Raw genomic sequence first — 25,377 nt, forward strand, 5'->3', positions numbered from 1 at the left:
ATGGCTTCTAACTCCTGGCGACTTTTCTGAGGAAATTTGTAGATAATAATCTTCTCGATTAACTCGATAACATTTCTTTGAGTGTTAGGGTCAATAATCTGTCGGCGGGTTTGCTCAATCAAGGATTGAACCTGTTCGGGTGCTTTTTTCCCACTGATGAGGATAAACTGGAGGATACTTATCCCCAGAGAGGGAGGAGATTCAGCCTCGACTTCATCGAGATATATTCGTTGGATCCGCTCTAAGTTTAGCAAATTTTGGTAAGCGATGGGAAACCCAATGTCCAAGCGGCGCTTTCCCCACAGAATCACGGGACAGCAGGCGCGTTCCGGCTTATACTGCTTGAGATACAGGAAGATCTGAGTCATAAATCGCCAATAAAAATCCTCGTCCTTTTGAAATTGAACTTCGACAAAGTAAAGCGGATAATCCGGGTGGTCAGCATCGGGAATAAATACCCCATCGAGCCGGAAAGCCAATTCTTTGATTTCGATTGACTTGAATTGATAATTTTGCGCTAGATTCGGAGATTCCCCCAGCAGTTGAAAGAGAAGTTCGGGAAAGACTTGAAATAGGGTATAAAAGATTTTATCGGTTTTCATTACTCCTTCTTTGGTCGTCAAGTCAATAGTCTTTTTATGAATTTGTGTGAAGTTTTTGTTAAATTTAGATTACTCTAACTAGATTAATTTTTTATCCTTGCCATTCCCAATTGCAAAACCTCTAAAACCTTGACTAAGTCACCGGCTAGTAAAGCATCTCTATCTAACCATAATCCAGGGAATATCTGAGAACAAATTATCCCTTCTGAGTTCGGTTCAAGTTTAATATATTCTTCATTGGTTAATCTAAACCAATCAAATTCTCCATCGTCAACTCGCCAGACTAGATATTCTTGCACTTGGTTACGGCGATAAACCTTAAGTTTTTGATGTAAGTCAAGGGAGACGGTACTCGCTGCAATTTCGACGATTAACTCTGGCGCACCTTCGACATAACCATCCTCACTAATTGTTGATTGTCCACCATTTTTAATTCTTAATAGTGCATCGGGTTGAGGTTCATTGTCCGCATCAAGACGAACCGTACAATTATCCCCTAATTGCAGATTGGGAGTAAAGGCTTTATACAAACCTAACCAGGTGATAATCTGAGCATGGGGTTCCCCATGGTTCTTAATTCTGAGGGGAGAAGCCATAATATAAACAATTCCTTCAATGAGTTCTGCTTTTTTCAGATTTGGCATGGCATTATATCTACGCTCAAATTCACGACGAGTGAGCTTGTCCCCATTTTCTAGGCGTGGAATGGTTAATTGAGGAGAAATTGTTGTAGTTGCTATCATCTTGGTATTTCCTGTCGTCAAAAAATGGGTAATTCTCAAGTAAATCCGGGTAAAACGCTCTCCCCAGATAAGGTGGTTGGTAATGAGACGATTTCTACTTCCTGATTTTGGCGATAGATGGCTACCTGTTGACTAATGGGATCAATTAACCAACCCAATCTTAAGCCACTATCAAGATATTCCTGCATTTTTGCTTGTAGTTGGGTTAAGGGATCAGTGCGTGATCTTAATTCTATCACAAAATCCGGACAAATTCTCGCAAATTTTTCTTGTTCTTCTCGGGGTAAAGCTTCCCAGCGTTCATTAGCAATCCAAGCAACATCAGGGGAACGTTTACCACCCTTGGGTAAGGTAAATATAGTGGAAGAACTAAAGACTTTACCGAGTTTTGTTTGACGATTCCAAATAACTAAATCGGCGTTCAAATTTGATTCTCGATGAGTTCAAACTATCCAAGCGGGAATGCCTGGAGGTATTTCTTTATGCCATCAAGAAGGCTTTAGACAAACACCAGTTTAAGCTTTATGCTCTCTGTATCATGTCTAATCATGTCCATTATCTGATCGAACCTGCCCAACCAGAAGATTTACCCAAAATTATGCACTTTCTCAACTGGTACAAGGCGATGTGATCCCCCCGCCTTCGGCTTCCCCCGTCGTGCGTTTCATTTTTGAGTCAAGACCTAATTTAGCGGCGTGATTGCTCTAAAATAGGGTTATCGCTTGTTCAGTATATAGCAATGACCTTAATCGCTGTCATCGATTATGACATGGGAAATCTGCACTCTGCCTGTAAAGGACTGGAAACCGTGGGTGCAGTGCCGAAAATTACCGATTCTCCCCTCGATCTGGAAAAAGCTGACGCTATTGTCTTACCCGGAGTCGGTTCTTTTGATCCTGCTGTCCGGCAAATTCGCAGCCGTCATCTAGAAAAACCGATCAAAGCGGCGATCGCTAATGGTAAACCCTTTCTCGGTATCTGTCTCGGTTTACAAATTCTCTTTGAGACATCGGAGGAAGGTCAAGAGGCGGGTTTAGGGATTATTCCGGGGACAGTGCGCCGTTTTCGCTCAGAACCGGGCATTACCATTCCCCACATGGGTTGGAATCAATTAGACTTCACCCAGCCGGATCATGCTCTTTGGCAGGGATTACCCCCGCATCCTCACGTCTATTTTGTCCATTCCTATTATGTCGATCCCCTTGATAGTCATCTAACTGCCGCCACCGTCACCCACGGCAGTCAAACGGTGACGGCAGCGATCGCTCGTGATCGTTTGGTGGCGGTGCAGTTTCACCCGGAAAAATCCTCGACTAATGGCTTAAAAATTCTGGCTAACTTTGTTCAGCAGGTGCAAAAATTAGCTTTAGTCTCCTAAATAAGCCTTTAAAACCCGCTCGTTTTTTTGGATTTCGCTGGGAATACCATCGGCTAAATTTGTCCCTTCTGCTAATACCCAAATGTGGTGACAAAGGGACATAATCACATCCATATTATGCTCGATAATTAAAAAGGTAATTCCCTGACGATTCCATTCGATAATATGGTCGCTGATTTGACCAATTAAAGTGGGATTAACTCCAGCGGCCGGTTCATCTAATAAAATTAATTTTGGCTCGGTCATTAGCGCTCGGCCAATCTCTAATAATTTACGCTGTCCTCCCGATAAAGCTCCCGCATAATCATGCGCTTTTTCCCCTAGACCGATCGAATCTAATATGTCCAAAGCTTTGGCACGATTTTCCTGTTCCTGTTGGCGAATTTTTGCCCCCTGAAACCAGACGTTGAGAAAATTTTCTCCCGTTTGTCCCGGACTAGCTAAGAGCATATTTTCTAACACCGTTAATCGGGATAATACCCTGGCGACTTGAAAAGTTCTCACACATCCTTTCAGGGCAATTTGATAGGGAGGCAGCTGATGAATCGGCTGACCATCAAGAAAAACTTCCCCTTTATCTGGGCGAATAAAATTAGATAAAAGGTTAAAAAGTGTGGTTTTGCCGGCTCCATTTGGTCCGATTAACCCGGTGATGCTGCCCTGCGGCACCTCCAAATAAGCATTATTGACGGCGCGAATGCCCCCAAAACTTTTCGATAATCCTTTGGCAGAAAGTAACATATATGAATTATGAATTATGAAGTGTTTTCAGTTAACAGTAAACAGTGAACAGTAATCGATGAACTGAAAACTGAAAACTGAAAACTGAAAACTGATAACTGATAACTGAAATTATTTTCCCAAAGTTAACTCCTCTTTTTTGCCGAGGATACCCTGGGGTCGCCAGATCATTAAAACCATGAGCAGCAGACCGATAATCATAATCCGTAAAGCCCCTAATTGGCTATCATTAAAAATAGCTAATTGGGGTAGAATAAAGCGAGTCAGGGAATCGTAAGCCCAGAAAATTACCGCTCCTAGTAAGGTGCCGGCATTGCTACCAGAGCCACCGAGAATGATAATAATCCAAGCGTTAAATGTCAATAACGGTTCAAAATTAGTCGGGTAAATAGTGGTTAATTGCCATGCTAAAAAAGCCCCGGCTAAACCAGCGATTGCACCGCCTAACATCAAAGATTGTAACTTATACCAAAAGACATTTTTTCCTAAAGCCCGGGGAATTTCTTCATCTTCCCGGATAGCTTTGAGGATGCGTCCCCAAGGCGATCGCAAAAGTAATTCTAAACCAGTATAAACGAGAGCGAGGAGGACTAAAACTACCACCATCAGCCCCGCTTTGTAATTATAGTCATTCAAGGCAATTACACCGTTTATATACAGAAAAAGCAGGATTATCGCCCCTAACGACCCCCAAAAGATTAAAGCTCTCTTTTGCGTCGGTTGATAGCTTTTACCGCTAATTTGCCCAGCTTCGCGCCATTGTCGTTGCAGATTGCGCCCCAATTGCCAGAGAGCAAAGATAGCAAGCAGGGTAAACAGGGCAATAATTAATAATTTGACGGGAAAACTGGGATTTATATCCAAAGGTAGGGGATAACGTTGTAGTCCGAAACTGCCTTTCGTTAACCAATCCTCGTTAAGCACCAGCAAACGAATTAACTCAGACACCCCGATGGTGACAATTGCTAGATAATCGGCTCTTAATCTCAGGGTGGAAAAACCGATAGCCAATCCCAACAATGCCCCTAGGATCGCCCCGACAATAGCGGCAAAAATCATCGGTACACCCTGTAAAGTTAATAAAACCGTTGCATAAGCCCCTAAAGTGGCAAAAGCAACGTGACCAAAGTTAATTAAGCCAGTAAATCCCCATTGTAGATTTAAACCGAGGGCAAAAATCGCGTAAATACCCGCCCAAATTGTCAGGGAAACCAAATAATCTGTCATGTTATGGCAATTATCTTAATAGTGAGGTACAAAGTTGTCGGTTTCGGGAGTCAGGAGCCAGAAGTCAGGAGTCAGGAATCAGGAGACGATGCCCAATCCAGTTATACTTCATACTTATGAGAAACGCTATAACTAAAAAATGATCTTCAAAGTAAAAAGTAAAAAAGGGGTTGGGAGTGGGGGAGTACCGGAGTTGGGGAGAAAAAAGCTGAAAACTCACATCTGATTACTGATCACTGATTACTGATCACTGAAAAGGCCGTTGTAACTGCTAGTATAATATCAGTTACAACGGCCTCTGTAGCTTGATGGACAATTGTGACGAGCGGAGGGTGCTAGGCTATTAATAACGAAAAAACCTTGTCCTGTTGATTTCTATGCCTCTTTTGATTCTAATTGCCGATGATGACCCCGGTATCCGCCTAGCGGTTAAAGATTATTTAGAATTAGCAGGTTATAGTGTGGTAGCGGCGAGTAATGGTTTGGAAGCTTTGAATTTATTGGATACCTATCATCCCCATCTTTTGGTATCGGATATCAAAATGCCGCGTTTAGACGGTTATTCTTTGGTGACTAAGGTGCGGCAACAGCCAGAATTTAGGTTATTGCCGGTAATTTTTTTAACCGAAAGAGGGTCAACAGAGGAAAGAATCCGCGGTTATCAAGTGGGTTGTGATATCTATCTTCCTAAACCTTTTGAGATGGAGGAATTAAAAGCAGTTATTCGCAATCTTTTAGAGCGATCGCAAATGGTGCAAAGTGAACGTCAATATCAGAAATTAAAACCAGAAGAAAGCCCCAAAACTAGGGATGTTTTAACTTCTTCTTTACAGGACGATTTTAAGTTAACTAATCGCGAGCGGGAAGTGTTAGAACATTTAGCCCGGGGACTTTCTAACAGTGAAATTGGGCAAAAACTGCATCTTAGTTCTCGCACGATCGAGAAATATGTTAGTAGTTTACTCAGAAAAACAACTACTAATAATCGCGCCGAATTGGTGCGTTTTTCCCTCGAACACAGATTAATCGATTAGCTGGAAGAAAAAACTTAAATTTTGTTTTTTACGTCCTCCAAAAGACTGCCACAGGAGTCTAAAAGTAGCTCGATTACGCGGTCAAAACCTTCCCGACCACCGTAGTAGGGATCGGGAACTTCTTTTTCTGGGTGATAACGGGCATAGTCACACATTAACTTGACCTTTTCTTGATATTTTCCTGTTCGATCTAGGGATAAAATATCTTGATAATTGGCTTTATCCATGGCTAAGATTAGATCAAAATTCTCGAAATCCTCGCGAGTAAATTGTCTGGCTGTCCCTTGCAGAGGAATACCGCGTTTTTTAGCCGCCGTATTCATGCGAGAATCGGGAGGAGAACCGATATGATAACCCGCAGTCCCCGCAGAATCACAGAGGATTTTATTGCCTAATCCTTCTTGTTCAATCAGATAAGTCATGATATTCTCGGCAGCGGGAGAACGACAGATATTTCCTAAACAGACGAAGAGTAGTTTATAGGGCATAAATTGACCGGTAGAATCATCACTAAATTGCCAATTATAGGGCATTTTTAACATCCCGATAAAGATTTATCCTCAAAAAACTCCTCGCTGTCCATTAACCTAATTTTGGCTAATCCCAAGCTTTCTAAATAATCTTGCCACCCTTGGGGGGTATCTTCAATCGCTAATAATCCTAATACCCTAGCTACGTCTGCTACCCAGGGTAGGGTGTGAATTCTATAACCCTGCCAGTTTACCTCTAAGGATAACCAAGCGGGAATCTCTTGGGGGTTAAATTGTTGGGAGGCAATATAATCAGCTTGAAAGCAGTAAATCCGAGGTGGTTTTTGACTCTCTAACAAGGTTAAACACTCCTTCTAATCTGGACATTAATCTCTTGACTCGTATTTTAGGGGAACCTCAGCATAATTTCTGTTAAATATGAACTTCTCTCGTCAAGAAATAGTTAAAAAACAACTGATAACTAGGCCGAGTTTCCCCAAGAAGGCAATTTACCCTTAATTCTCCCCTAAGCGAGGACGAATAATTAAATAAATTGCCGGACCGATTAGAGGCAATAGGGAAATTACCGGCAACAGGAAAGGATTTTTTAATCCCCGTCGGGTTAGATCATCTTGCAGCAAAATTGCACATAATAGGGTTAAAAGACAGAAATCTACACTCATAACCTGAATAAAACGGCTAGTTTGCCACTGATGCCAAAAATCAGACCAATTGCCGTTAATTAATCCGTAAGCGATTAAAATTGCCGCAGTAATTAGGGCAATTACTCCCAACCAAGGTGAGTCTAGAAGTTTAATGACCAGATTTTTTTTACCGGTAAAATTGCTGTTGGGTTGACGGAGAGTTAGATAGGGTAAAATAGCGAAAGCACCCACAGCAAAGGAGGCAAAAGCAAAGGGCCAAGCGATGATTTTTTGGTCACGACCATCGATAATTAAAAGGCTAGTGTAGATCAGTGGCCAAACTCCCATCAGGTTAAAAAGAGCAATAATTAACGGGTTGATATCTTGCCATTTCCCAGTGGAAAGATTGATAATTAAATTCACTGTATCTGGTGGATCGGGGGGTGCTAGTAAAAAAGCGTATAATCCGAAGCCTAACCAAAGTAAACCGAGAATAATTTTTGTTAACATGAGAGTAGATAATTAGCTTAATTGAGTAATGGATTTTTCATCGGATATTTTAGTCCAAAAGTGAGCAAAATGTCAAGCAATATTATACTAAATCCGGTTATTAAAGACTGATTATTTATTCCCCCTTTTGCATGAGTGCCTCTCCTTATAAGTAGCCTATACTTAACGGATTTAGTATTACCTAATCAATGATCACTAATTTTTAGGGAAGAAGACGGGGATTCATGGTTTCTACTGGGGTAATTTCTGCACTTTTAGAGTGGAGTAACCGAGTTTGCTCGAGGATAGTTTCTAAGTCTTCATCCGAGAATTCTTCTACATAGTTTAATTTCACTTCTTCTAGGAAGATAATTAATAACATCTCAATTCTTTCTAAACTGTGACGGGATTGTAATTCCCCGGCGAGAGATTGCCCGAAACGTTGGACTAATTGCTGAACTAAACGCTCAAAAACTTCGTCTTCCTGGGTAATCTTTTCAGCTATATTAACAAAGGATTGATACAATTGACTAGATAGGCGATTGCTCAAGTCAGTTTTTAATCCTTTCATGCCGGGTAATCGCAATAAGCTTTGATAAGCGGGAGTTTGACTGAGAATTTTCTCGATATTGTATTTAATGAAAGCTTCTGCTTCTGGTTTAATTTGCGGTAAAACCTTGTCAACGGTACTATTAACTAATAACCGAAAAATTTCGACAACTTCATTAGTATCATTGAGATTATTATATCCGTCCTTGAGAGATTTCTCGAGAAATTTCTCCACTTGTCCCCGTCGAATATATTCCTGAATTTTATTAATAATTCTCAGGACAATTATCTCAGTAATATCTTTAGAAATTAGCGCAACTAAGCCTTTAATTGCCTGTTCTTTAATCAACCTTAAGTTAATAATTTTAACTTGATCTAGGCGAATAACGGTAGGAATAAATCGCAGCCATCTCCAGATAGGAATAAACAGAAAAATATCATACCAACGCCATAACATAGCCTCGCGCCAACGCAGGCCTTTATGAGTGCGAGCAATCCACCAAGTTCTCAGCATAAATTCCCAGAAAAAGATGGTACCAAATAAAAAATCGATCGCCTCAAAGTTATCTATAGGTCTCCCATCTTCTCCCAGGGGACGAAAATAATTAGTTTCTATTAAAGGTTGAATTTCTTGATTAAAAAACTTCAACTCTTTTTCCCAGCCATTTTGAATGAGATAATCCCAACTCCAAAACTTCTGAAAGGCTGCTTTTGCGGAATCATTTTCTGTTTTAAAAACCCGCAAGCGCATTTTATTTTTAATCTTCTCTAAAGTCCCAGTTTTCTCCGCCAAGGCAAAGGGATTATTATCAATCATATTGACACTTTTTTGGCGCAAATTGTCTAAAATTTTCTCGATATCTTGGCGATATTCTTGCAGATTAAACTCTGGGTTAAAGAGCTTTTGATTAATCAGTTGATTAAGTTTATTAACCGTCTCTAAATATTCACTGGTACTGCGATAGGGTTTAATCCCTTTCACCACATCATACTTAGCGATTCCTTTAACAAAGGGAATTTCTAGGGGTTTGTCGGGAGGTATTTGCAATTCTTGAAAGGCAATCGGCCCGAGTTTTATTGGTTCATTAAATCTTAATAAGGTTATTTGCAAGCGTCCCTGTAACCAAAAATCTCGCAGGGGAATATAGGTTAAATCGAAAATAACCAGAATATAATTGCATAACACCAATAGGGCCATGCAAGTCTCAAAGAGATTGCGGGGGGAAAAACGATGGTTTCTGATCACGGGGTTTTTAGTCAAAGTCATTAGCCTAGAAAGCACACTTTGACCATGGTAAACCGAAAACGCCTAATTTTTTGCCTGAAAGCGATATAAGTAGTTAAAAAAGGAGCGGTTAAACTTAGTTCTGCCTCAGCAATTAATAGATGTAGTCTTCTATTCTGTAATAGCATCCTAGCAGATTCAGTTAAGCAGTTAGCTACAACTTCTTTGGCAAGAACATTTTTATTATAAGTCGGTAAGTTGCAGATTAGCATAAAATCACCCTGAATTGATTTTTATCTGTCAATAAGCCTAGAGCCTCGTAGGGTGTTTTTCCTTGCGTCAACCCAACCTATAATAATTGCTGCTCTCGTAGGGTGTGTTAATAAAGTATTGACAATGTAAATACATCCTGCCTATACTACAAGTATGGATGTCTATTTTGTCCTCAGTGGCATTACTTTTGTTTGGAATGACGAGAAATCTAGGATTAACCCGATCAACCATGACGGTATTATGAAAGTTGAGGCATTAAAAAAACGACTGGAGAAAAATCGCCCTATGACTACAATCACGATTCGTATTCCCGAAGATGTGATTGAAGATTTAAAGCGGGTTGCACCGTTGCTTGGTTTCTCAGGTTATCAACCTTTGATGCGTGCTTACATTGGACAAGGGCTGCGTGCGGATTTGGAGCGTCTAGAGGGAGATACAATTTCTGCTCTCGTTGCTAGTTTGAAGCGTCATGGTGTGAGTGATGAAGTGCTGCAAGAAGCGTTGAGTGAAATTACTCCGCGTTAGTCTAGGTTTTCGGCCTCCTAGGTTGAGTTGAGCGAAACAATACGGGGTCGAAAATGGCTCAATTCGATTGAAAAAGCGAAACCCAACCACCTCAATGGTTGTTATTACTTATATAATAGACTACATAAGCTTTATTGATCGCTTTGTTCTATGTCCGAATCAGCTGCTGGAATTTCTGTTTCCAAACCCCAAAATATCTGGAAACGACAAGTTAAAGTCAATCTGAGAAGTCTCTTTAGTACCCTGGGAAAAGCCGCTCTTAACGGGGCATTTTCGCATTGGGATGATCTGGCCGAAAATGGAGTAGAAGTTTTAGATGCTCTTGGTTTAAGTCGGACTCCGGGAGAATTAGCGGGTTTATTAATAAGTCAATCGCTAATGAAAGCGATGAAAGGATTACTTAAAAGTAATGTTGATTTACTGCCCCAAGAAGTTGAAAAGCTGCCTTTAAAAGAACTTTACCGTCAGATTACCGACTCTTTACAAGAGCAGGAATTAATTCTCGATAAAGATTTTTTTGAGCATCCCGAAAGATTACCCATAGTCGCACCAGTCCAAGCAGCTTTTTTACAGTGGTTAACAACAAATAAGTTAATCACTAATTCCCAGGAAGCACAGAGCCTAAGTAATCGTTTACCAGCTTATTTTGTCTCAGCATTGCAGGAACAATGGAAAGATAAACGAGATGAATACAGTCTGCTTTTAGATGAAATCGACACTCCTTTTAACAATGCTTGGAAACGAGAAAGCGGCTGGTTACATTATCGAGCTTGGTTGCAAAAACAGATCGATGAACCTATTTTTTGGGAAGCCTTTAGTTTAAAGCAAATTTATGTACCTCTACGGGGATTTTATGAAGAAGAAATCAAAGCCACCCCAGACACAGATTACCATCGAGAGCCATCATATAAACGCATTGTTATCAAACTCCAACAGCAGTTAGAAACATGGTTAGAAGCGGCAAAATCCGATGATGCTATCCGTTTATTGACCGGTGGGCCGGGTAGTGGAAAATCCTCCTTTTGTAAGGTATTTGCTGCCCAACAAGCTCGCTTAGAAAAACAAGTTTTATATATTCCCTTGCATCGCTTGAGTTTCTCCACCGATTTAGTAACAGCAGTTAAAACTTTTGTTCAACATGACGGTTTTTTACCAGAAAATCCCCTAGAACCGAGCGATCAAGATTTACGGTTACTAATTATCTTTGATGGCTTAGATGAGCTATCTATGCAGGGAAAAATCGCCCAAGAAGTCGCCCAAAATTTTATTAATGAAGTACGAGATCAGGTCAAAAGTTTTAATCAAAATAAAACCCGTTTACAAGTGTTGATTAGCGGGCGTGATGTGGTGGTACAATCCAATAAAAATAATTTTAAAAAACCTCAGCAAATTATCACCATCCTACCCTATTGGGTTGGTAACAGCGATAATTTTAGCGATGACGATAACTTATTAAAAGTCGATCAACGTCATCAATGGTGGCAACAGTATGGGCAAGCTAAAGGGAAAAACTATGCACAATTACCGACAGAATTATCGGGGAAAAATTTACAAGAAATTACCGCTCAACCGCTATTAAATTATCTTATTGCTCTCACTTTTGAACGAGGCGAGGTTCAATTTTCCCAAGAAACTAACCTCAATAATATTTATGACAATTTGCTCAAGGCAGTCTATGAGCGAGGTTATGAAAAAAATAGTCCAGGCCACCGGGCTATAGAAGGGATTACAGAAAAAGATTTTGTGCTAATTTTAATGGAAATTGCCCTTTCCTGTTGGCATGGTAATGGTAGAACCACCACCGTGAGAGAGATTAAAGAACATTGTGAAAATAATGGCTTAAAAAATCTCCTAAAAAATTTCCAAGATAGTTTTCAAAGCGATTCCCAAGGGAGTATTACCCGTCTTTTAACAGCCTTTTATTTTCGAGAAAGTGGCGATTTACGAGACAGCGAAAAAACCTTTGAATTTACCCATAAAAGTTTTGGTGAATATTTAACTGCCCGCAGAATTGTTGACCGAGTTAAGCAAATTCATAGGAAATTACAAGACAGTGAAAATGATTATGACAATGGCTACTATCCCAGACAAGCTTTAATTACCTGGGCGACTTTATGCGGACCGACGGCAATAGATGAATATCTTTTTAGTTTTGTTGTCAATCAAATGCAATTACAGTCCCCTGATGAAGTGAAACAGTGGCAGAAAACTCTGGGTGATTTAATTGAATATCTTTTGGACAAAGGAATGCCGATGGAGAATTTAACAAACCGCCCCAATTTTCAGGAGGAAATGCGACAGGCACGCAATGCCGAGGAAGCTTTATTAGCGGTATTTAATGCCTGTGGGCGAGTCACCAAAGAAATTTTTCCCATTCAATGGCCTTCTCCTGAAGCTTTCGGCAATTGGTTAGCCCGTCTTCAGGGACAAATAATAGATTATAAGCCTATGTTGGTGTTAGATTGCCTCAGTTTTCTTGATTTACAAAACTGTCTGTTGGTATTTCGAGATCTTTACAGGGCAAATCTTGAAAGGGCAAATCTTGCAGGGGCAATTCTTAGAGGGGCAATTCTTGCAGATGCAAATCTTGAAGGGGCAAATCTTGCAGGGGCAGATATTGGATACGCAAATCTTCACATGGCAAATCTTGAAGGGGCAAATCTTGTAGGGGCATTTCTTGAAAGGGCATTTCTTGTAGGGGCAAATCTTGAAAGAGCTAATCTTGAAAGGGCAATTCTTGAAAGGGCAATTCTTGAAGGGGCTAATCTTGAAGGGGCTAATCTTGGATGGGCATTTCTTGAAAGGGCATTTCTTCAAAGGGCATTTCTTGAAAGGGCTAATCTTGAAAGGGCAAATCTTCAATGGGCATTTCTTGAAAGGGCTAATCTTGAAAGGGCAAATCTTCAATGGGCAAATCTTGAAAGGGCAAATCTTAGAGGGGCAGATCTTTACAGGGCAGATCTTTACAGGGCAAATCTTTACAGGGCAAATCTTGAAGGGGCAAATCTTGAAGGGGCAAATCTTGAAGGGGCAAATCTTGAAGGGGCAAATCTTGAAGGGGCAAATCTTGAAGGGGCTAATTTTAAAGATGCTAACGTCAAAGGGACGATTCTCGATACGGAAGTTAAAACCGAGTGACTCTTCTAAGTTCTGTGTGATAAGTTTAACTTACAATATGATCGATCAGTCTTTGTGTCCTTTGTGTCTTTGTGGTTCGTTCCACCCCCTCGCTAGGAAGAATGTATCTTAGAATACATTTTACCCACCAAACCCAAGAGAGCCGCCTTAGATATTCTTCAACAGCTTATCCCTACCTAGGATGAAAATAATTATAAATTTCCTTAGCTAATTGTTCCCCAATTCCTGTCACCTGTTGCAATTGTTCTAGGGAAGCTTCGCGAATATAATCCAGAGAATGAAAATGAGCTAATAAATCTTTTTGTCGCTTAAAACCTAACCCCGGTATCTCATCCAAACGGGAACGGCGACTTTTTTGCATCCTTTGTTGTCGGTGAAAGCTAACAGCAAAGCGATGCGCTTCATCCCTGACTCGACGCAATAATTGCACTCCGGGTTGTTCCTTATCCGTCTCTAAAGGAGAGGATTCCCCCGGTAAAAAAATCTCCTCTCTCTGTTTAGCTAAACTAACAACTTTTACCTGTTCTAATAAATTCATCTCCCCTAAAACTGTCACCACTGCTGATAATTGTCCCTTTCCCCCATCAATCATGACCAAATCGGGAAAATCATCACTTTCGGCAATATTATCGGGATTTTCGGCATAACGACGGAAACGCCGGCGAATTACTTCTGCTAAACTGGCAAAATCATCGGAATGGCCGATTTTAACTTCGGGATTTTTGATTTTATAGTGACGATAATGTTGATTAGCGGCCACCCCATCGATAAACACCACTCCCGACGCGACTGCATTAGAACCCTGAATATGAGAAATATCATAACCCTCGATGCGGTGCGGCAGTGCCGGTAAATCGAGAATTACCGCTAAATCCTGCAAAGACTGTAAATCCCGGTCGGCGCTTCTTTTCGTCTTTTCTAACTCATAAAGAGCGTTTTTCTCGACCATAGCTAATAAATCCGCTTTACTTTGCCGTTGGGGGACAGTTAACTCGACTTTGCGACCTTTTTTTTCCCTTAACCACCCCGCTAACACCTCACCTTCCGGTAATTCGCAGGGTAGCAGGATTTCGCTGGGAATTTCCACCCCTTCCACCGATAAATAATGTTCTTCTAGGACTTTTTGCAGGATTTCTCCCTCGTTTGCTGACTGACTATCGGCAAAAAATCCCAAACGTGCCACCAAACGACCAGAACGCACTTGGAATAATTGTATGCAACAATGCTGCTCGTCTTTAGCTAAAGCGATCGCGTCACGGGATACGGTATCATCGGGTAAAGAGACTTTTTGATCGGTATTAAGGGCCTGTAATCCGCGAATTTGATCCCTAATCGTGGCCGCTTGTTCAAAATCTAGGTTTTCCGACGCTGCGAGCATCTTTGTCGCTAATTTGTCTAATAATTCCCCCGTCCTTCCCTGAAAAATCATCGCCACTTTCTGCAAGGTTTCTCGATAATCTTGGGGACTGATTAATTTTTGACAAACCCCCGGACAACGACCGATATCATAATTTAAACAGGGACGGTCTTTAAAAAGAGGTTGGGGACGTTGACGCAGGGGAAAAGTGCGTTTAATTAGGTGTAAAGTGTGGCGCAGCAGCCTAGTATCGACGTAGGGACCATAATAACGGTCTTTTTGGTTATTTATGCTACGTTTGCGGGTGATAAAAATGCGCGGGTAGGTTTCCGACCAAGTAATACAAATGTATGGATATTTTTTATCGTCCTTGAGGAGAGTATTAAAATGGGGCTGATGTTGTTTAATTAGATTAGCTTCCAGGGCCAAAGATTCTGCTTCCGTGTCGGTGACGATAAATTCAATTTCTGTCACCTGTCGTACCATCAAAGCAATGCGGGGACTGAGGGGTTGACTGGGACGAAAATAGGAACGGACTCTAGACCGGAGTTTTTTGGATTTACCGATGTAGAGAATTTCGCCATTTTGGTCGCGCAGGAAGTACACCCCCGGTTCGAGGGGAATTTCCCGAAGACGATTTTCTAGGCGATCGAGGTCTTGGATTAGGGTAGAGTTAAGATTATTCCCGAACATCTTTTTATATTAGACAAAAAAATTACGCCAGTGGGTATTAGCTGACGTTTGGCAAGATATTTAGGGCAAATCTTCACAAAAATTAATAGGCTTCCGATTCGATTTGCTTAATCGGGACGAAACACTCTCCGGGGAGAAGAATCGGTTTATTGTTAAAAATCAATTGACCGCGATGATTGTCGCGGTTAATAGCGACACCGAAAGGACGTTTACTAACTCTGCTATTGAGGGTACAGTAGATGCGATAAATGCGTCTGGCTGCCCGTAAGACAGTAGGATCTAACAAAATTGGGATTTCCATATCGACACGCTGTTGTTCTGTTTTCTCGGATAGGGCCACCATATCACTCGTCTCCCCACGATTAAATTGACGTATTTATTAAATCAATGGTATATGACGATTTCTGAATTTGTCACTTTTGTTATGATTCTAAAACTTTCAGGATGGCCTGGCCCATAGCTTGGCATCCCACCAATGTCATACCTTCTGAGAAAATATCTCCAGTACGATAACCGAACTCTAAAACTTTTTCGACGGCTTTTTCCAGCGCGGCTGCCGCTAAAGGCTGATTTAGCCCATATCTTAACATCATAGCAGCACTGAGAATCTGGGCGATCGGATTGGCCTTATCTTGGCCGGCGATATCTGGGGCCGAACCGTGGACGGGTTCAAAAACTCCCACCCCAGCAGTCCCTAAACTAGCGGAGGGTAACATTCCGATACTACCCGTTAACATGGCCGCTTCATCGGAGAGAATATCACCGAATAAATTGCCCGTGACGATAGTATCAAATTGTTTGGGGGCCCGGACTAACTGCATGGCTGCGTTATCGACGTAGAGATGGGAAAGTTCCACATCGGGATAATTAGCGGCCATTTTCGTCACCCGGTCGCGCCAGAGTTGGGAAACATCAAGAACATTAGCTTTATCGACGGAACAGAGTTTATTACCGCGTTTTTGGGCAATTTCAAAGGCCACCTTAGCGATGCGGTCCACCTCCGATTCTAAGTAAACCATGGTATTTACACCGCATTTTTCTCCCGTTTCCGTCTCAAAAATCCCCTTCGGTTGACCGAAGTAAACACCCCCGGTCAATTCCCGGACGACCATGATATCCACTCCCTCGATAATCTCCCGTTTGAGACTAGAAGCGTCAATTAATTGCGGAAAAATGGTGGCAGGACGCAAATTAGCAAAAAGACCTAAACCGGATCTTAAGCCTAATAATCCCGTTTCTGGCCTTTGCTGCCGAGGCAAATTATCCCATTTATAACCCCCAATAGCGGCCAGGAGAACAGCAGCACTATTTTTACAGGTACTAAGGGTTGTTTCGGGGAGAGGACTGCCGGTTTCATCAATGGCTGCCCCTCCAATTAAAGCGGTTTGGAAGTCAAACTGGAGGTCAAATTTTTTACCGATGACTTTCAGTATCTCTACGGTGACAGCGAGGATTTCCGGCCCGATGCCATCGCCGGGTAGTAGGGTAATGCGATACTGTTGCGTCATAGTTCTAGAACGGTAAAATAGGTCAGACTCTTGATTGTAACATAGTTAGGTGGGCTTTTTTCTCCTAAAAATGTCAATCTTTGCCAGAAAAGCTGGGAAACCGCCGGCGAATTAGCTAAGGAAATTCTCGATCCTCCGGTATTAATTAAACAAGCAGTTAATCCCCGATAACTAAACTAATTCTATATGGGAATCATCCCCAATCATAAAGCGTAAAGCTTTCGGACGTTGGGGAGCAATTTCTAATTTTGCCCGTCGTCCGATAACACTATCAACTATGCGCTGATGAATGCCAATAATCGTGGCATCTTTGAGAATAACACTGTGTTCTATGTCGGCATCAATTAATTTTGTGCCATTAGCTATACTGCTATAGGGACCGATAAAACAATTCTCAATCTGACAATTTTCTCCGATAATGACAGGGCCGCGAATGGTACTATTAATAATTTTACTACCCTGGCCAATTTGTACCCGTCCGATCACCTGACTATTAGGATCAATTTCTCCTAGTAAAGCGATTTCTAGAGAGGTATCAAGGATAATCCGATTTGCTTCTAATAAATCATCTTTTTTACCCGTATCTAACCACCAACCCAGTAGTTTATTCGCTTCTACTGCTTTATTTTGATTGATTAATTCTTGGATAGCGTCGGTAATTTCTAACTCACCCCGGGCCGAAGGTTGAATAGATGCGATCGCTTGATGAATGGTGGGAGCAAAAAAATAAATCCCCACCAAAGCTAAATTTGAGGGGGGTTCTTTCGGTTTTTCGACTAAGTATAAAACTTTGCCAGTTTCATCTACTTTTGCCACCCCAAAAGCACTAGGATTAGACACTTTTCGCAGGAGAATTAAAGCATCAAGGGACTGTTTTTGGAAAGAGTCTAAAAAGGGCGATAAATCATCCTCGATTAGGTTATCACCCAAGTACATAATAAAGGGGGAATCTCCTAGGAAAGATTGGGCAGTTTTAACCGCGTGAGCTAATCCTGCTGGTTGATCTTGGCGAATATAAGTTATCTTAGCGCCAAACTGTTCACCACTGCCCGTGGTCTGACGAATTTCTTCCCCGGTTTCGGGACTGATAATAATGCCAATATCGGTAATTCCTGCGGCGACAATTGATTCGATTCCATACCATAAAATCGGTTTATTGGCCACGGGAACTAACTGTTTTGCCCCAGTATAAGTTAGGGGACGTAACCTCGTACCTTTACCACCAGATAAAATTAGTGCTTTCATAGTTTTAAAGATTAAATAGTTGGTTGAGCATCGCTTTGAGAGAATCTCGCCAATAGGGAGGAATATAACCCAATTGTTGCGAGATTTTTTGACCAGAAAGAACCGAATAGGCCGGACGCACTGCTGGGGTAGGATATTCAGCAGTAGTAATGGGAATTACTCTCTGAATTTTTAAGGGAATACCGCTTATTTTTGCCTCCTCAAAAATAGCTTTAGTTAAATCAAACCAACTGGCAACACCGCTATTAGTAAAATTATAGATTCCTGCGGGATTATCGACATTAATTAGAAGGTGAGTAATGGCCGTGGCTATATCTTTGGACCAAGTGGGACTTCCCACCTGATCAACAACTACTTTTAACTCCTCTCTTTCCTTACCTAATCTCAGCATAGTTTTGACAAAATTACTTTTGCCATAACTGCCGTAAACCCAAGCAGTACGCAGGATAATTGCCTGAGAATTAACAGTTTTAATCTCCTCTTCTCCCCTTAACTTGGATTGTCCATAAACCCCTAAAGGATTAGTTAGATCGGTTTCTAGATAGGGGGTATTTTTCCGACCATCAAAGACATAATCTGTGGAAATATGAAGAAATTTAGCTTGAATTTTCTCGGCAGATTCCGCCATGATTTTTGGGGCTATAGCATTGATAGAATAGGCTAAATCTGGCTCGGTTTCGGCTTTATCCACTGCCGTATAAGCGGCGGCATTAACCAGATAATCGGGGTGAATTTCCCTAATTAACTGGCTGATTTTTTCCGAGTTAGTTAAATCTAGTTCTTCTCGACCGATACTAATAACTTCACCTAACTGCGGTAAAGTTACCTGTAACTCTTGTCCCACTTGACCTTTAGCACCAATTAGTAAAACTTTTTTCATTGTCTTTAGGGGAAAACTTCCACGGATTTAAAGGGTTGTCCAGCTTGGTCTTTAGGGGAGAGAATCGGGGGGGTATCTAAGGGCCAATCAATCCCTAAATCGGCATCATTCCATAAAATGGTTTTTTCGTATTGGGGATAATAATAATTAGTGGTTTTGTAGAGAAATTCGGCTCGTTCAGAGAGAACTAGAAAGCCATGGGCAAAACCTTCGGGAACCCAGAAAATACGTTTATTTTCCGCACTTAAAACACAGCTTACCCATTGCCCAAAAGTGGGGGAACTTTGACGCGCATCCACTGCCACATCAAAAACACTACCGCTCACTACTCGCACCAGTTTACCCTGGGGATTGCGGATTTGATAGTGCAATCCTCGCAGGACATTTTTTAAGGACATAGAGTGATTATCCTGGACAAAAGTGGTATTGACTCCAGTTTTTTCTCGAAAATCTCTCTGATTAAAACTCTCCAAGAAAAAACCTCGATCGTCGCCGTAAACTTGCGGTTCAATGATTAAAACATCAGGAATTTCCGTGGGAATAACTTTCATAAAATCGGAGACAAGATAACTTTTGCGGGTAGTCTAGCACAAAAGGGCATTTTTTTCTAAAGTTTTTTATTAATCTTTCCCTGGTAACTGAACAATGATAAGATGAGCCTAACTTAGTCAGAGCATAAACGACGTGGTACAAGTCTCTACACACACCGCTACTCAATCTATCCCCGTGGAGGGAGAAGCCTTAAAAAACTGGTTACAGACTAGGGCTAATCAGATTATCGCCGGCGATCGACTCAGTAAGCAAGAGGCCCTAGCTTTAACTGCGATCGAAGGTCAGGAAAATATTTTCAGCTTATGTGAAGCTGCCGATCGCATTCGTCAGGCCTGTTGTGGCAATACGGTGGATTTATGTAGCATTATCAACATAAAATCGGGAAGTTGTTCGGAAAATTGCAGTTTTTGTTCCCAATCCGCCCACCATCCCGGTCAAGATTCGCCTATCTACGGTTTAAAAAGTCGCGAGGAAATCGTCAGCCATGCGAAAGCGGCAGCCGACGCGGGGGCCAAACGTTTCTGTTTAGTTAGTCAAGGTCGGGGATTAAAGTACAATAGCCCTAAATCGCAGGAATTCGAGGAAATACTGGCCACAGTTCAAGAAATCATCGAAACAGCCAAGATTAAACCCTGCTGCGCCCTGGGAGAGTTAACCCTCCCCCAAGCCCAGGCCTTAAAAGAAGCCGGAGTTACCCGTTATAATCACAATCTGGAAGCTTCCGAGAATTTTTATCCTAACGTGGTCTCCACCCACAGTTGGCAGGATCGGGTAGAAACGGTAAAAAACCTGAAAGCGGCAGGAATTCAAGCTTGTACGGGCGGAATTATCGGTATGGGGGAAAGTTGGACCGATCGCATTGATTTAGCTTTTTCCCTGGCGGAATTGGAAGTGGAATCAGTGCCGATTAACCTATTAAACCCCAGAAGTGGCACCCCTTTAGGTCATTTACCCAAACTCGACCCTTTTACTGCCCTAAAAGCGATCGCTATTTTCCGGTTTATCTTACCCCAACAAATCCTCCGTTATGCCGGGGGACGGGAGGCAGTGATGGGAGAATTGCAAAATCAGGGGCTAAAATCGGGAATTAATGCTATGCTGATTGGGCATTATTTGACCACTCTAGGACAACCCCCCCAACAGGATCAGGCGATGTTGGCTGATCTTAGTTTAATAGGAGGAGAAGCCCCCATCCCCGGTGAATACCAACCCCAACAGGCAACCTAAATCACGTCGAGGACGAGGCTCTCCGCCCCGGCGCACTTCCGCATCGGTTCCCAATGAGTTAATCTGGGCCTTGATTGGTTTGTTGCTGACAATCTTTAGTACATTTGTTCCAGTAAGCCTAGCTAGTTGGTCGGCTGCGGGTCTATCTTCGCAAAAACTAGGCATAACTTACCAAATTGGGGCAGTATTGTTAACGGGCTGTCTGGGGGGCAAAAATGCCGGGCTTCTTGCCCAGGTGGCCTATATTTTTCTCGGTTTAACTTGGTTGCCTGTGTTTGCTCAGGGTGGGGGAATAGGTTATCTGAAAGAACCCAGTTTTGGCTATATTTTAGGCTTTATGCCGGGAGCATGGCTGTGTGGTTGGTTGGCTTTTCGCTGGCGCGCCAAGATAGAAACTCTGGCTTTAAGTGCCTTTGCCGGTTTGTTAGTGATTCATCTGTGCGGTTTATTATATATGCTGGGATTGTCGATTTTTCAGCCCCAAGCCAGTCAAATCACCTTTCCCGATAGTTTGCCCACCCTATTTATGAATTATTCAGTCTGGCCATTTTTAGGGCAGTTAGTAGTAATTTGTGTGGTGGCAATTATTGCCTTTTTCTTCCGTAAATTATTATTTTATTGATGCCACAACCAATGTTAAAAAAGAATCGCTGGTTTTGGATAGTGGCGGTTATTGGTCTAATTTTAGACCAAGTAACTAAGTATATAACTGTGCAGAGTTTTGAGCAAATTGGTGATACTTTTCCGATTATTGCGGGGGTTTTTCATTTCACCTATGTGATTAATACTGGGGCGGCTTTTAGTGCTTTTCGGGGCGGTGTTGGTTGGCTAAAATGGCTATCCTTATTAGTTAGTTTGGGATTAATGGCTTTTGCTTACTTTGGACCGCATTTAAGCCGTTGGGAACAATTGGCCTACGGTTTTATTTTAGCAGGAGCTTTCGGCAATGGTATCGATCGCTTTTTGTTTGGTTATGTGGTGGATTTTATCGATTTTAGATTGATTAATTTTCCTGTTTTTAATCTGGCTGATGTCTTTATTAATATCGGGATTATTTGCCTCTTAATTTCTACCTTTCCCCACAAGTCAAGGGTCCCGTAGGGGCGAAGCATTCGAGCGATAACCTATCGCTGAAACCGTAGATTTCCTATCCGAATGCTTCGCCCTTACTTTTTCTGTTCAAAAAAATTGGGGATTTAGTATTATATTCCTGGAGTCCTGATCATTTAAATATTTTGCAAATCCAGATAATTCCTGTTGAGTACCAATCATAATAAATCCGTTGAGTATAAGCTACATATCAGCAGAGGCACTCATGCAAAAGGGGGAATAAATAATCAGTTTTTAATAACTGGATTTAGTATTACATATTCCTGCGGTTGTTCAAGCAAATAATAAACGTCCTTTAGGTTCAGGAATTTCTCGGCCTAATTCCTGTGCTGTTTCAATCCATTGTTGAATAATGATTTCAGCATTTTGCACAGCTTCTTGATAAGTTTCTCCATCAGCCATACATCCTGCAAGTTCTGGAACTTCAACGATAAATAGTTGATCCTCATTACTCCAGTAAATAATCAGTTCATAACGAATTTTCATCTTGATATCCTAACTTATATTTTAAAATCAGACTACGAATTTGCTTAACTTGATAGACTTTGGCTTTTCCTTGTTTGGGTTGCAGATTTAAAATTTCTTCAACTCCTTCTTTGGTAAAAATATGATGACTTCCTCCTATTCGTTGATCAAATCCTAATTTCCTCAGTAGTTGACAAAGTTGCTCGAAGGGAATGTTAGCATCAGAATTACCTAAAAGAATTTTAATCAATAATTTATCCTGTTTACTCATACATCCGATAAATATAAGTAGGGAGGCACAATTATTTGTAGGATTGGTTAGCGGTAGCGTAACATAATCGGGCGTTGGGTTTCATGCTTCAACCCAACCTACGTTCTGGAAAAAAACTTAATTGAAGCTCATTTACCTAGATAAAAATAAGCTATTATTCCTGTTTTTTATCGGCGCTGGGTGGATGCCAACCTCCCCGGATCCATAATCGACGAACTTTAACGATAAAACCTTCATTATGATTATCATCATTTAAGTCCAAACGTTCAATAGTTGCCCTAGCGATGGGAGTGATTCCCACTATTTTTAAAGCATCTGGTGTCCAGATAAAATGTTCTTGCCAATGCTGTTGGTGCGGATTGAATATTTCTACTTCTTGTTCTGTTTTCGGATCAATTGCCTTGATAAAATTGTAGCGATATCTGTTACATCTTTGGCAAGCTAAAGCTAAGTTTGCCAATTCATCTTTGCCTCCTAAAGATTTGGGCTGAATGTGATCTACTTCAAATAGTGCGGCACTAATTTCTTCTGAAGAATGACAGTATTCACACAGATAGTTGGCTCTTGCTCGGACTTGTAATCGAGTGGTGATACTAATCATTTAGATTCAGCAACTATTCTCGCATTTAAGAGCGTGAAAATCTCGTTTAACTCTAAAATACCGGCTAATTCTGCGGTTTCTTGAGAATTAAGTTGGGAATTTTTTTCTAGTTCCCGTAGTTCCTCTAATCGACACTGCAATTCCTCAGTGAATTTAAAGAGATAATTTTCCCTTACTGGCGATAGCTTAATTCCTTTTTCAATCCAAGAAGAGGGCTTGACCATCAGTTTAGTTAACATCACTTTCTCCCTAACTTTAATCCCTAACCTAATCCTAACACGATTATTTATCCTCGATCGGGTGAGCATTGCCCACCCAAAAAACTATGCTTCTGTTTCAGAAATAGAGCGATCAAATTTACTAACTAACTGAGGATTTTCTGACCAAGCATCGATAACACTCATATTACCATTGAGAAAATTCTGTTTAATAGCGCGGCGTTGAATTTTGCCGCTGGCAGTTTTGAGAATTGTTCCCGATTTAGCCAAAACAATGGCATGGGTCATAATTTCGTGTTCTTCGGCGATTTCTTGACGGATATCGGCGATTAATTTAGCCGTATCTAATTCCCCGCTGCGACGTTCTAATTCTTGGACAACAACTAACTGTTCTTCCCCGTTATCTTCAATGGAAAAAGCGGCACCATAATCGGGACGAAAAACCTCATTAAGATGCTGTACTGACCATTCTAAATCCTGGGGATAATGATTACTGCCACGGACAATAATTAAATCCTTAATCCGTCCCGTGATATGTAATTCCCCATCGAGAAGAAAACCTAAATCTCCGGTGCGTAAAAACGGTCCTTCTCCTGTATCAGCAAGATAAGCTTGAAAAGTTTCTTTGGTTGCGTCTTCCCGTTGCCAATATCCGGCGGCCATACTGGGGTCACTGGCCCAAATTTCGCCCACTTCATCGGCTGCACAAAGGGTGAAAGTATCGGGATTAACCATAGCTATACGGGTATCACAGACGCGACGACCACAACTGGGGACGTATCTAACTCCCGTGGTTCGATCGGAGCCTACAGGGACAATTTTACCGCGTTCGTAGGCGGTTGCATCCAAAGCGGTGATAATTGGGGTGGTTCCCTTGGGTTTATTAGAAATCAAGAGGGTATATTCAGCTAATCCGTAGGCAGGGGCGAAAGTTTGCCAAGAAAAGCCATAATCTGCAAAAGTATCGACAAATTTGGCCATTACCTTCGGGTTAATCGGTTCGGCGGCATTTCCCGCGGCCTGCCAACTGCTCAGGTCTAATTCCGCTAAATCGGCAGCTTTAATCCTACGAGTACAAAGATCATAGGCGAAGTTGGGGGCCTGACTATGAGTAACTTTGTACTTAGTAATATTTTTTAACCACTGCATCGGACGCTTAATAAAAGCAAAGGGAGACATGAGATAGCAGGGTGTACCGTTGTAGAGGGGGACGGTGATACCTTCGACTAACCCGTAATCGTGGAAATAGGGCATCCAAGTGAGGGTAACGCTATCCGGTTCGTAACCACAAGCTTTTTGCAAGTAACCGCAATGGTGCATCAGGTTAAAATGACTTAACATCACCCCTTTGGGGATATTAGTCGAACCGGAGGTATATTGCAGATAAGCAAGCGCCGATTTATCCACCTGGGGATCTTGCCATTGGTCCGCCAGCGAAATATCAATGCTTTCGGTAGTAATCCATTTCATTTGGTCGAATTCTGGAAATTCTTCCTTAACACCTTCAATAAGAGTCAGAATACTTTCGGTAACTAGGGCAAAGGTGGCATTAGCATCCTTGACAATTGCCCGTAAACGGGGCAGAGTGCGCTTAAGTCGTCCCGATTCCGGTGGGGGGACGGGAATGGCAATCACTCCCGCGTAAAGACAACCACAAAAAGCGGCCACTACTTCTAAACTTTGAGGATAGAGTAATAGGGCGCGTTCCCCTTGGGCCTGGTATTTTTGCAAATAGGCGGCGATTGCTCTTGCTTGGCGATCGAGTTCACTGTAGGTTAAAGGTGGGGTTTCTTTTTTACCATCGATAAGAAAAGTGTAGGCATGGCCGTCCGGTTGTGTCGTGGCGCGGTAACGTAAGAGTTCTACTAGGGTTGCGGGTTGAATTAGGGTTTCAGTCATCGTTGTTATCGGGCTTATTGGCGCTATTGTATAGAAGTTTTAACATATTTGCCCATGGCGCTAGGATAAAGTGCCGAAGGCGATCGGTCAAGGTCTAGGATTAAGTAGCTGGTTATAATTAAATTAAAAATGGATTTTAGATTCGATCCCCCCTGCCCCCCTTGATAAGGTAGGGTTGATTCATGAATCAACCCTACCCTTGATAAGGGGGGTGTCTGATAATTTTTAACGCCTACCTACTTAAGTTATTGGTTAAAATCCCCCCGCCTTATCTCTGCAATTGTGAGAAAAAGCTATAATTAGTCAATCCTAA

Annotated in this window: 26 protein-coding genes and 3 pseudogenes; 9 read left to right on the forward strand and 20 right to left on the reverse strand. The window is 41.7% G+C overall.

The genetic code is table 11. The features are described from left to right. The 3 genes and pseudogenes from IM509_RS11250 to IM509_RS11260 form a co-directional block, all read right to left on the reverse strand. A partial coding sequence (locus tag IM509_RS11250; protein WP_287716944.1) for a DUF2887 domain-containing protein occupies positions 1 to 623 on the reverse strand: 623 nt, incomplete at its 3' end. A gap of 62 nt (positions 624 to 685) precedes the next feature. After that, positions 686 to 1,345 carry a Uma2 family endonuclease gene (locus IM509_RS11255; protein ID WP_185236835.1) on the reverse strand — a complete coding sequence of 220 codons (660 nt, stop codon included), beginning with the start codon at positions 1,343 to 1,345 and terminating at the stop codon, positions 686 to 688. 35 nt (positions 1,346 to 1,380) lie between these two features. Further along, a pseudogene (locus IM509_RS11260) lies at positions 1,381 to 1,785 on the reverse strand (Uma2 family endonuclease); the annotation flags it as partial. Here IM509_RS11260 and IM509_RS11265 point away from each other — a divergent pair. Both IM509_RS11265 and hisH read left to right on the forward strand, forming a co-directional pair. Beyond that, a complete protein-coding gene (locus IM509_RS11265; protein ID WP_260441175.1) occupies positions 1,773 to 1,976 on the forward strand; it encodes a transposase in 204 nt (67 codons plus the stop codon). The pseudogene IM509_RS11260 and the gene IM509_RS11265 sit on opposite strands and share 13 nt — an antisense overlap. Before the next feature lie 108 nt (positions 1,977 to 2,084). Further along, positions 2,085 to 2,723: an imidazole glycerol phosphate synthase subunit HisH gene (gene hisH, locus IM509_RS11270; protein WP_002795703.1), complete on the forward strand. Its 639-nt coding sequence runs from the start codon at positions 2,085 to 2,087 to the stop codon at positions 2,721 to 2,723. On the opposite strand, the gene IM509_RS11275 is transcribed toward hisH, so the two are convergent. Further along, positions 2,712 to 3,464 (reverse strand): ABC transporter ATP-binding protein, encoded by a 753-nt coding sequence (locus IM509_RS11275; RefSeq protein ID WP_052278184.1) that lies wholly within the window; start codon positions 3,462 to 3,464, stop codon positions 2,712 to 2,714. The two genes, hisH and IM509_RS11275, sit on opposite strands and share 12 nt — an antisense overlap. Positions 3,465 to 3,575: 111 nt before the next feature. Further along, positions 3,576 to 4,691: a branched-chain amino acid ABC transporter permease gene (locus IM509_RS11280; RefSeq protein WP_185236836.1), complete on the reverse strand. Its 1,116-nt coding sequence runs from the start codon at positions 4,689 to 4,691 to the stop codon at positions 3,576 to 3,578. Positions 4,692 to 5,068: 377 nt separating this feature from the next. Here IM509_RS11280 and IM509_RS11285 point away from each other — a divergent pair, with 377 nt between their 5' ends. Then, on the forward strand, positions 5,069 to 5,725 hold the full coding sequence (locus IM509_RS11285) for a response regulator transcription factor (protein WP_002742402.1): 657 nt from the start codon (positions 5,069 to 5,071) through the stop codon (positions 5,723 to 5,725). A gap of 14 nt (positions 5,726 to 5,739) precedes the next feature. On the opposite strand, the gene IM509_RS11290 is transcribed toward IM509_RS11285, so the two are convergent. The 4 genes from IM509_RS11290 to IM509_RS11305 form a co-directional block, all read right to left on the reverse strand. Then, positions 5,740 to 6,258, reverse strand: coding sequence for a low molecular weight protein-tyrosine-phosphatase (locus IM509_RS11290; RefSeq protein WP_052278577.1), 519 nt, complete (start codon positions 6,256 to 6,258; stop codon positions 5,740 to 5,742). 2 nt (positions 6,259 to 6,260) lie between these two features. Next, positions 6,261 to 6,554, reverse strand: coding sequence for a hypothetical protein (locus tag IM509_RS11295; protein ID WP_149985702.1), 294 nt, complete (start codon positions 6,552 to 6,554; stop codon positions 6,261 to 6,263). Positions 6,555 to 6,710: 156 nt separating this feature from the next. After that, entirely contained in the window at positions 6,711 to 7,349 is a 639-nt protein-coding gene (locus IM509_RS11300) for a DUF2834 domain-containing protein (protein WP_185236837.1), read from the reverse strand. Positions 7,350 to 7,551: 202 nt separating this feature from the next. Further along, on the reverse strand, positions 7,552 to 9,144 hold the full coding sequence (locus tag IM509_RS11305) for a DUF445 domain-containing protein (protein WP_185236838.1): 1,593 nt from the start codon (positions 9,142 to 9,144) through the stop codon (positions 7,552 to 7,554). 471 nt (positions 9,145 to 9,615) lie between these two features. Here IM509_RS11305 and IM509_RS11310 point away from each other — a divergent pair, with 471 nt between their 5' ends. The 3 genes and pseudogenes from IM509_RS11310 to IM509_RS24350 form a co-directional block, all read left to right on the forward strand. Further along, on the forward strand, positions 9,616 to 9,900 hold the full coding sequence (locus IM509_RS11310) for a hypothetical protein (RefSeq protein WP_002734785.1): 285 nt from the start codon (positions 9,616 to 9,618) through the stop codon (positions 9,898 to 9,900). A 150-nt stretch (positions 9,901 to 10,050) separates the two neighbouring features. Next, positions 10,051 to 12,780 (forward strand): annotated as a pseudogene (locus tag IM509_RS11315) (pentapeptide repeat-containing protein); the annotation flags it as partial. Positions 12,781 to 12,807: 27 nt separating this feature from the next. Beyond that, positions 12,808 to 13,038: pseudogene (locus IM509_RS24350) on the forward strand (pentapeptide repeat-containing protein); the annotation flags it as partial. A gap of 172 nt (positions 13,039 to 13,210) precedes the next feature. Here the strand turns inward: IM509_RS24350 and uvrC are convergent. The 6 genes from uvrC to rfbC form a co-directional block, all read right to left on the reverse strand. Next, positions 13,211 to 15,088 (reverse strand): excinuclease ABC subunit UvrC, encoded by a 1,878-nt coding sequence (gene uvrC, locus IM509_RS11320; protein WP_185237306.1) that lies wholly within the window; start codon positions 15,086 to 15,088, stop codon positions 13,211 to 13,213. A gap of 82 nt (positions 15,089 to 15,170) precedes the next feature. Further along, complete coding sequence (locus IM509_RS11325) at positions 15,171 to 15,431, reverse strand: hypothetical protein (RefSeq protein ID WP_002734814.1); 261 nt, start codon at positions 15,429 to 15,431, stop codon at positions 15,171 to 15,173. A 79-nt stretch (positions 15,432 to 15,510) separates the two neighbouring features. Next, positions 15,511 to 16,596: a 3-isopropylmalate dehydrogenase gene (gene leuB, locus IM509_RS11330; RefSeq protein WP_052278177.1), complete on the reverse strand. Its 1,086-nt coding sequence runs from the start codon at positions 16,594 to 16,596 to the stop codon at positions 15,511 to 15,513. A 171-nt stretch (positions 16,597 to 16,767) separates the two neighbouring features. After that, entirely contained in the window at positions 16,768 to 17,841 is a 1,074-nt protein-coding gene (locus IM509_RS11335; RefSeq protein WP_052278176.1) for a glucose-1-phosphate thymidylyltransferase, read from the reverse strand. A gap of 4 nt (positions 17,842 to 17,845) precedes the next feature. Continuing rightward, the gene (gene rfbD, locus IM509_RS11340) at positions 17,846 to 18,721 is read right to left on the reverse strand and encodes a dTDP-4-dehydrorhamnose reductase (protein WP_052278175.1); all 876 of its coding nucleotides are present in this window, start codon (positions 18,719 to 18,721) and stop codon (positions 17,846 to 17,848) included. A gap of 5 nt (positions 18,722 to 18,726) precedes the next feature. Next, complete coding sequence (gene rfbC, locus IM509_RS11345; protein ID WP_052278174.1) at positions 18,727 to 19,272, reverse strand: dTDP-4-dehydrorhamnose 3,5-epimerase; 546 nt, start codon at positions 19,270 to 19,272, stop codon at positions 18,727 to 18,729. Between the two features lie 133 nt (positions 19,273 to 19,405). On the opposite strand from rfbC, the gene bioB reads away from it, so the two are divergent. The 3 genes from bioB to lspA are packed head-to-tail and all read left to right on the forward strand — an operon-like array spanning position 19,406 to position 21,601. Further along, a complete protein-coding gene (gene bioB, locus IM509_RS11350; RefSeq protein WP_052278173.1) occupies positions 19,406 to 20,500 on the forward strand; it encodes a biotin synthase BioB in 1,095 nt (364 codons plus the stop codon). Continuing rightward, entirely contained in the window at positions 20,472 to 21,122 is a 651-nt protein-coding gene (locus IM509_RS11355; protein WP_185237307.1) for a biotin transporter BioY, read from the forward strand. The genes bioB and IM509_RS11355 overlap by 29 nt, the downstream gene beginning before the upstream one ends. 11 nt (positions 21,123 to 21,133) lie before the next feature. Next, positions 21,134 to 21,601 carry a signal peptidase II gene (gene lspA / locus IM509_RS11360; protein WP_185237315.1) on the forward strand — a complete coding sequence of 156 codons (468 nt, stop codon included), beginning with the start codon at positions 21,134 to 21,136 and terminating at the stop codon, positions 21,599 to 21,601. Positions 21,602 to 21,883: 282 nt separating this feature from the next. Here lspA and IM509_RS11365 read toward each other — a convergent pair whose 3' ends face one another. The 5 genes from IM509_RS11365 to IM509_RS11385 all read right to left on the reverse strand — a co-directional run bounded on the left by IM509_RS11365 (position 21,884) and on the right by IM509_RS11385 (position 25,064). Continuing rightward, complete coding sequence (locus IM509_RS11365) at positions 21,884 to 22,096, reverse strand: type II toxin-antitoxin system HicB family antitoxin (protein WP_002776225.1); 213 nt, start codon at positions 22,094 to 22,096, stop codon at positions 21,884 to 21,886. Beyond that, positions 22,080 to 22,346: a type II toxin-antitoxin system HicA family toxin gene (locus tag IM509_RS11370; RefSeq protein ID WP_002797432.1), complete on the reverse strand. Its 267-nt coding sequence runs from the start codon at positions 22,344 to 22,346 to the stop codon at positions 22,080 to 22,082. The genes IM509_RS11365 and IM509_RS11370 overlap by 17 nt, the downstream gene beginning before the upstream one ends. 154 nt (positions 22,347 to 22,500) lie before the next feature. Beyond that, positions 22,501 to 22,947: an HNH endonuclease gene (locus IM509_RS11375; protein ID WP_185237309.1), complete on the reverse strand. Its 447-nt coding sequence runs from the start codon at positions 22,945 to 22,947 to the stop codon at positions 22,501 to 22,503. Next, positions 22,944 to 23,186 carry a hypothetical protein gene (locus IM509_RS11380; protein WP_052278170.1) on the reverse strand — a complete coding sequence of 81 codons (243 nt, stop codon included), beginning with the start codon at positions 23,184 to 23,186 and terminating at the stop codon, positions 22,944 to 22,946. Before IM509_RS11380 ends, IM509_RS11375 begins: the two co-directional genes overlap by 4 nt. An 84-nt stretch (positions 23,187 to 23,270) precedes the next feature. Further along, complete coding sequence (locus IM509_RS11385; RefSeq protein WP_185237310.1) at positions 23,271 to 25,064, reverse strand: fatty acyl-AMP ligase; 1,794 nt, start codon at positions 25,062 to 25,064, stop codon at positions 23,271 to 23,273. Positions 25,065 to 25,377: the final 313 nt, after the last annotated feature.

This window comes from Microcystis sp. M31BS1, from assembly GCF_020245285.1.
Classification (GTDB): Bacteria; Cyanobacteriota; Cyanobacteriia; order Cyanobacteriales; family Microcystaceae; genus Microcystis; species Microcystis panniformis.

What these genes read in the sequence shown, in the direction of transcription:
- IM509_RS11375 (WP_185237309.1), bottom strand. Translation starts at nt 22,947, where the DNA reads ATGATTAGTATCACCACTCGATTACAAGTCCGAGCAAGAGCCAACTAT.
- IM509_RS11310 (WP_002734785.1), top strand. Translation starts at nt 9,616, where the DNA reads ATGAAAGTTGAGGCATTAAAAAAACGACTGGAGAAAAATCGCCCTATG.
- IM509_RS11280 (WP_185236836.1), bottom strand. Translation starts at nt 4,691, where the DNA reads ATGACAGATTATTTGGTTTCCCTGACAATTTGGGCGGGTATTTACGCG.
- IM509_RS11285 (WP_002742402.1), top strand. Translation starts at nt 5,069, where the DNA reads ATGCCTCTTTTGATTCTAATTGCCGATGATGACCCCGGTATCCGCCTA.
- IM509_RS11290 (WP_052278577.1), bottom strand. Translation starts at nt 6,258, where the DNA reads ATGCCCTATAATTGGCAATTTAGTGATGATTCTACCGGTCAATTTATG.
- IM509_RS11255 (WP_185236835.1), bottom strand. Translation starts at nt 1,345, where the DNA reads ATGATAGCAACTACAACAATTTCTCCTCAATTAACCATTCCACGCCTA.
- IM509_RS11385 (WP_185237310.1), bottom strand. Translation starts at nt 25,064, where the DNA reads ATGACTGAAACCCTAATTCAACCCGCAACCCTAGTAGAACTCTTACGT.
- leuB (WP_052278177.1), bottom strand. Translation starts at nt 16,596, where the DNA reads ATGACGCAACAGTATCGCATTACCCTACTACCCGGCGATGGCATCGGG.
- hisH (WP_002795703.1), top strand. Translation starts at nt 2,085, where the DNA reads ATGACCTTAATCGCTGTCATCGATTATGACATGGGAAATCTGCACTCT.
- lspA (WP_185237315.1), top strand. Translation starts at nt 21,134, where the DNA reads ATGTTAAAAAAGAATCGCTGGTTTTGGATAGTGGCGGTTATTGGTCTA.
- IM509_RS11370 (WP_002797432.1), bottom strand. Translation starts at nt 22,346, where the DNA reads ATGAGTAAACAGGATAAATTATTGATTAAAATTCTTTTAGGTAATTCT.
- IM509_RS11335 (WP_052278176.1), bottom strand. Translation starts at nt 17,841, where the DNA reads ATGAAAGCACTAATTTTATCTGGTGGTAAAGGTACGAGGTTACGTCCC.
- IM509_RS11325 (WP_002734814.1), bottom strand. Translation starts at nt 15,431, where the DNA reads ATGGTGGCCCTATCCGAGAAAACAGAACAACAGCGTGTCGATATGGAA.
- IM509_RS11305 (WP_185236838.1), bottom strand. Translation starts at nt 9,144, where the DNA reads ATGACTTTGACTAAAAACCCCGTGATCAGAAACCATCGTTTTTCCCCC.
- uvrC (WP_185237306.1), bottom strand. Translation starts at nt 15,088, where the DNA reads ATGTTCGGGAATAATCTTAACTCTACCCTAATCCAAGACCTCGATCGC.
- IM509_RS11365 (WP_002776225.1), bottom strand. Translation starts at nt 22,096, where the DNA reads ATGAAAATTCGTTATGAACTGATTATTTACTGGAGTAATGAGGATCAA.
- rfbC (WP_052278174.1), bottom strand. Translation starts at nt 19,272, where the DNA reads ATGAAAGTTATTCCCACGGAAATTCCTGATGTTTTAATCATTGAACCG.
- IM509_RS11380 (WP_052278170.1), bottom strand. Translation starts at nt 23,186, where the DNA reads ATGTTAACTAAACTGATGGTCAAGCCCTCTTCTTGGATTGAAAAAGGA.
- rfbD (WP_052278175.1), bottom strand. Translation starts at nt 18,721, where the DNA reads ATGAAAAAAGTTTTACTAATTGGTGCTAAAGGTCAAGTGGGACAAGAG.
- IM509_RS11300 (WP_185236837.1), bottom strand. Translation starts at nt 7,349, where the DNA reads ATGTTAACAAAAATTATTCTCGGTTTACTTTGGTTAGGCTTCGGATTA.
- IM509_RS11275 (WP_052278184.1), bottom strand. Translation starts at nt 3,464, where the DNA reads ATGTTACTTTCTGCCAAAGGATTATCGAAAAGTTTTGGGGGCATTCGC.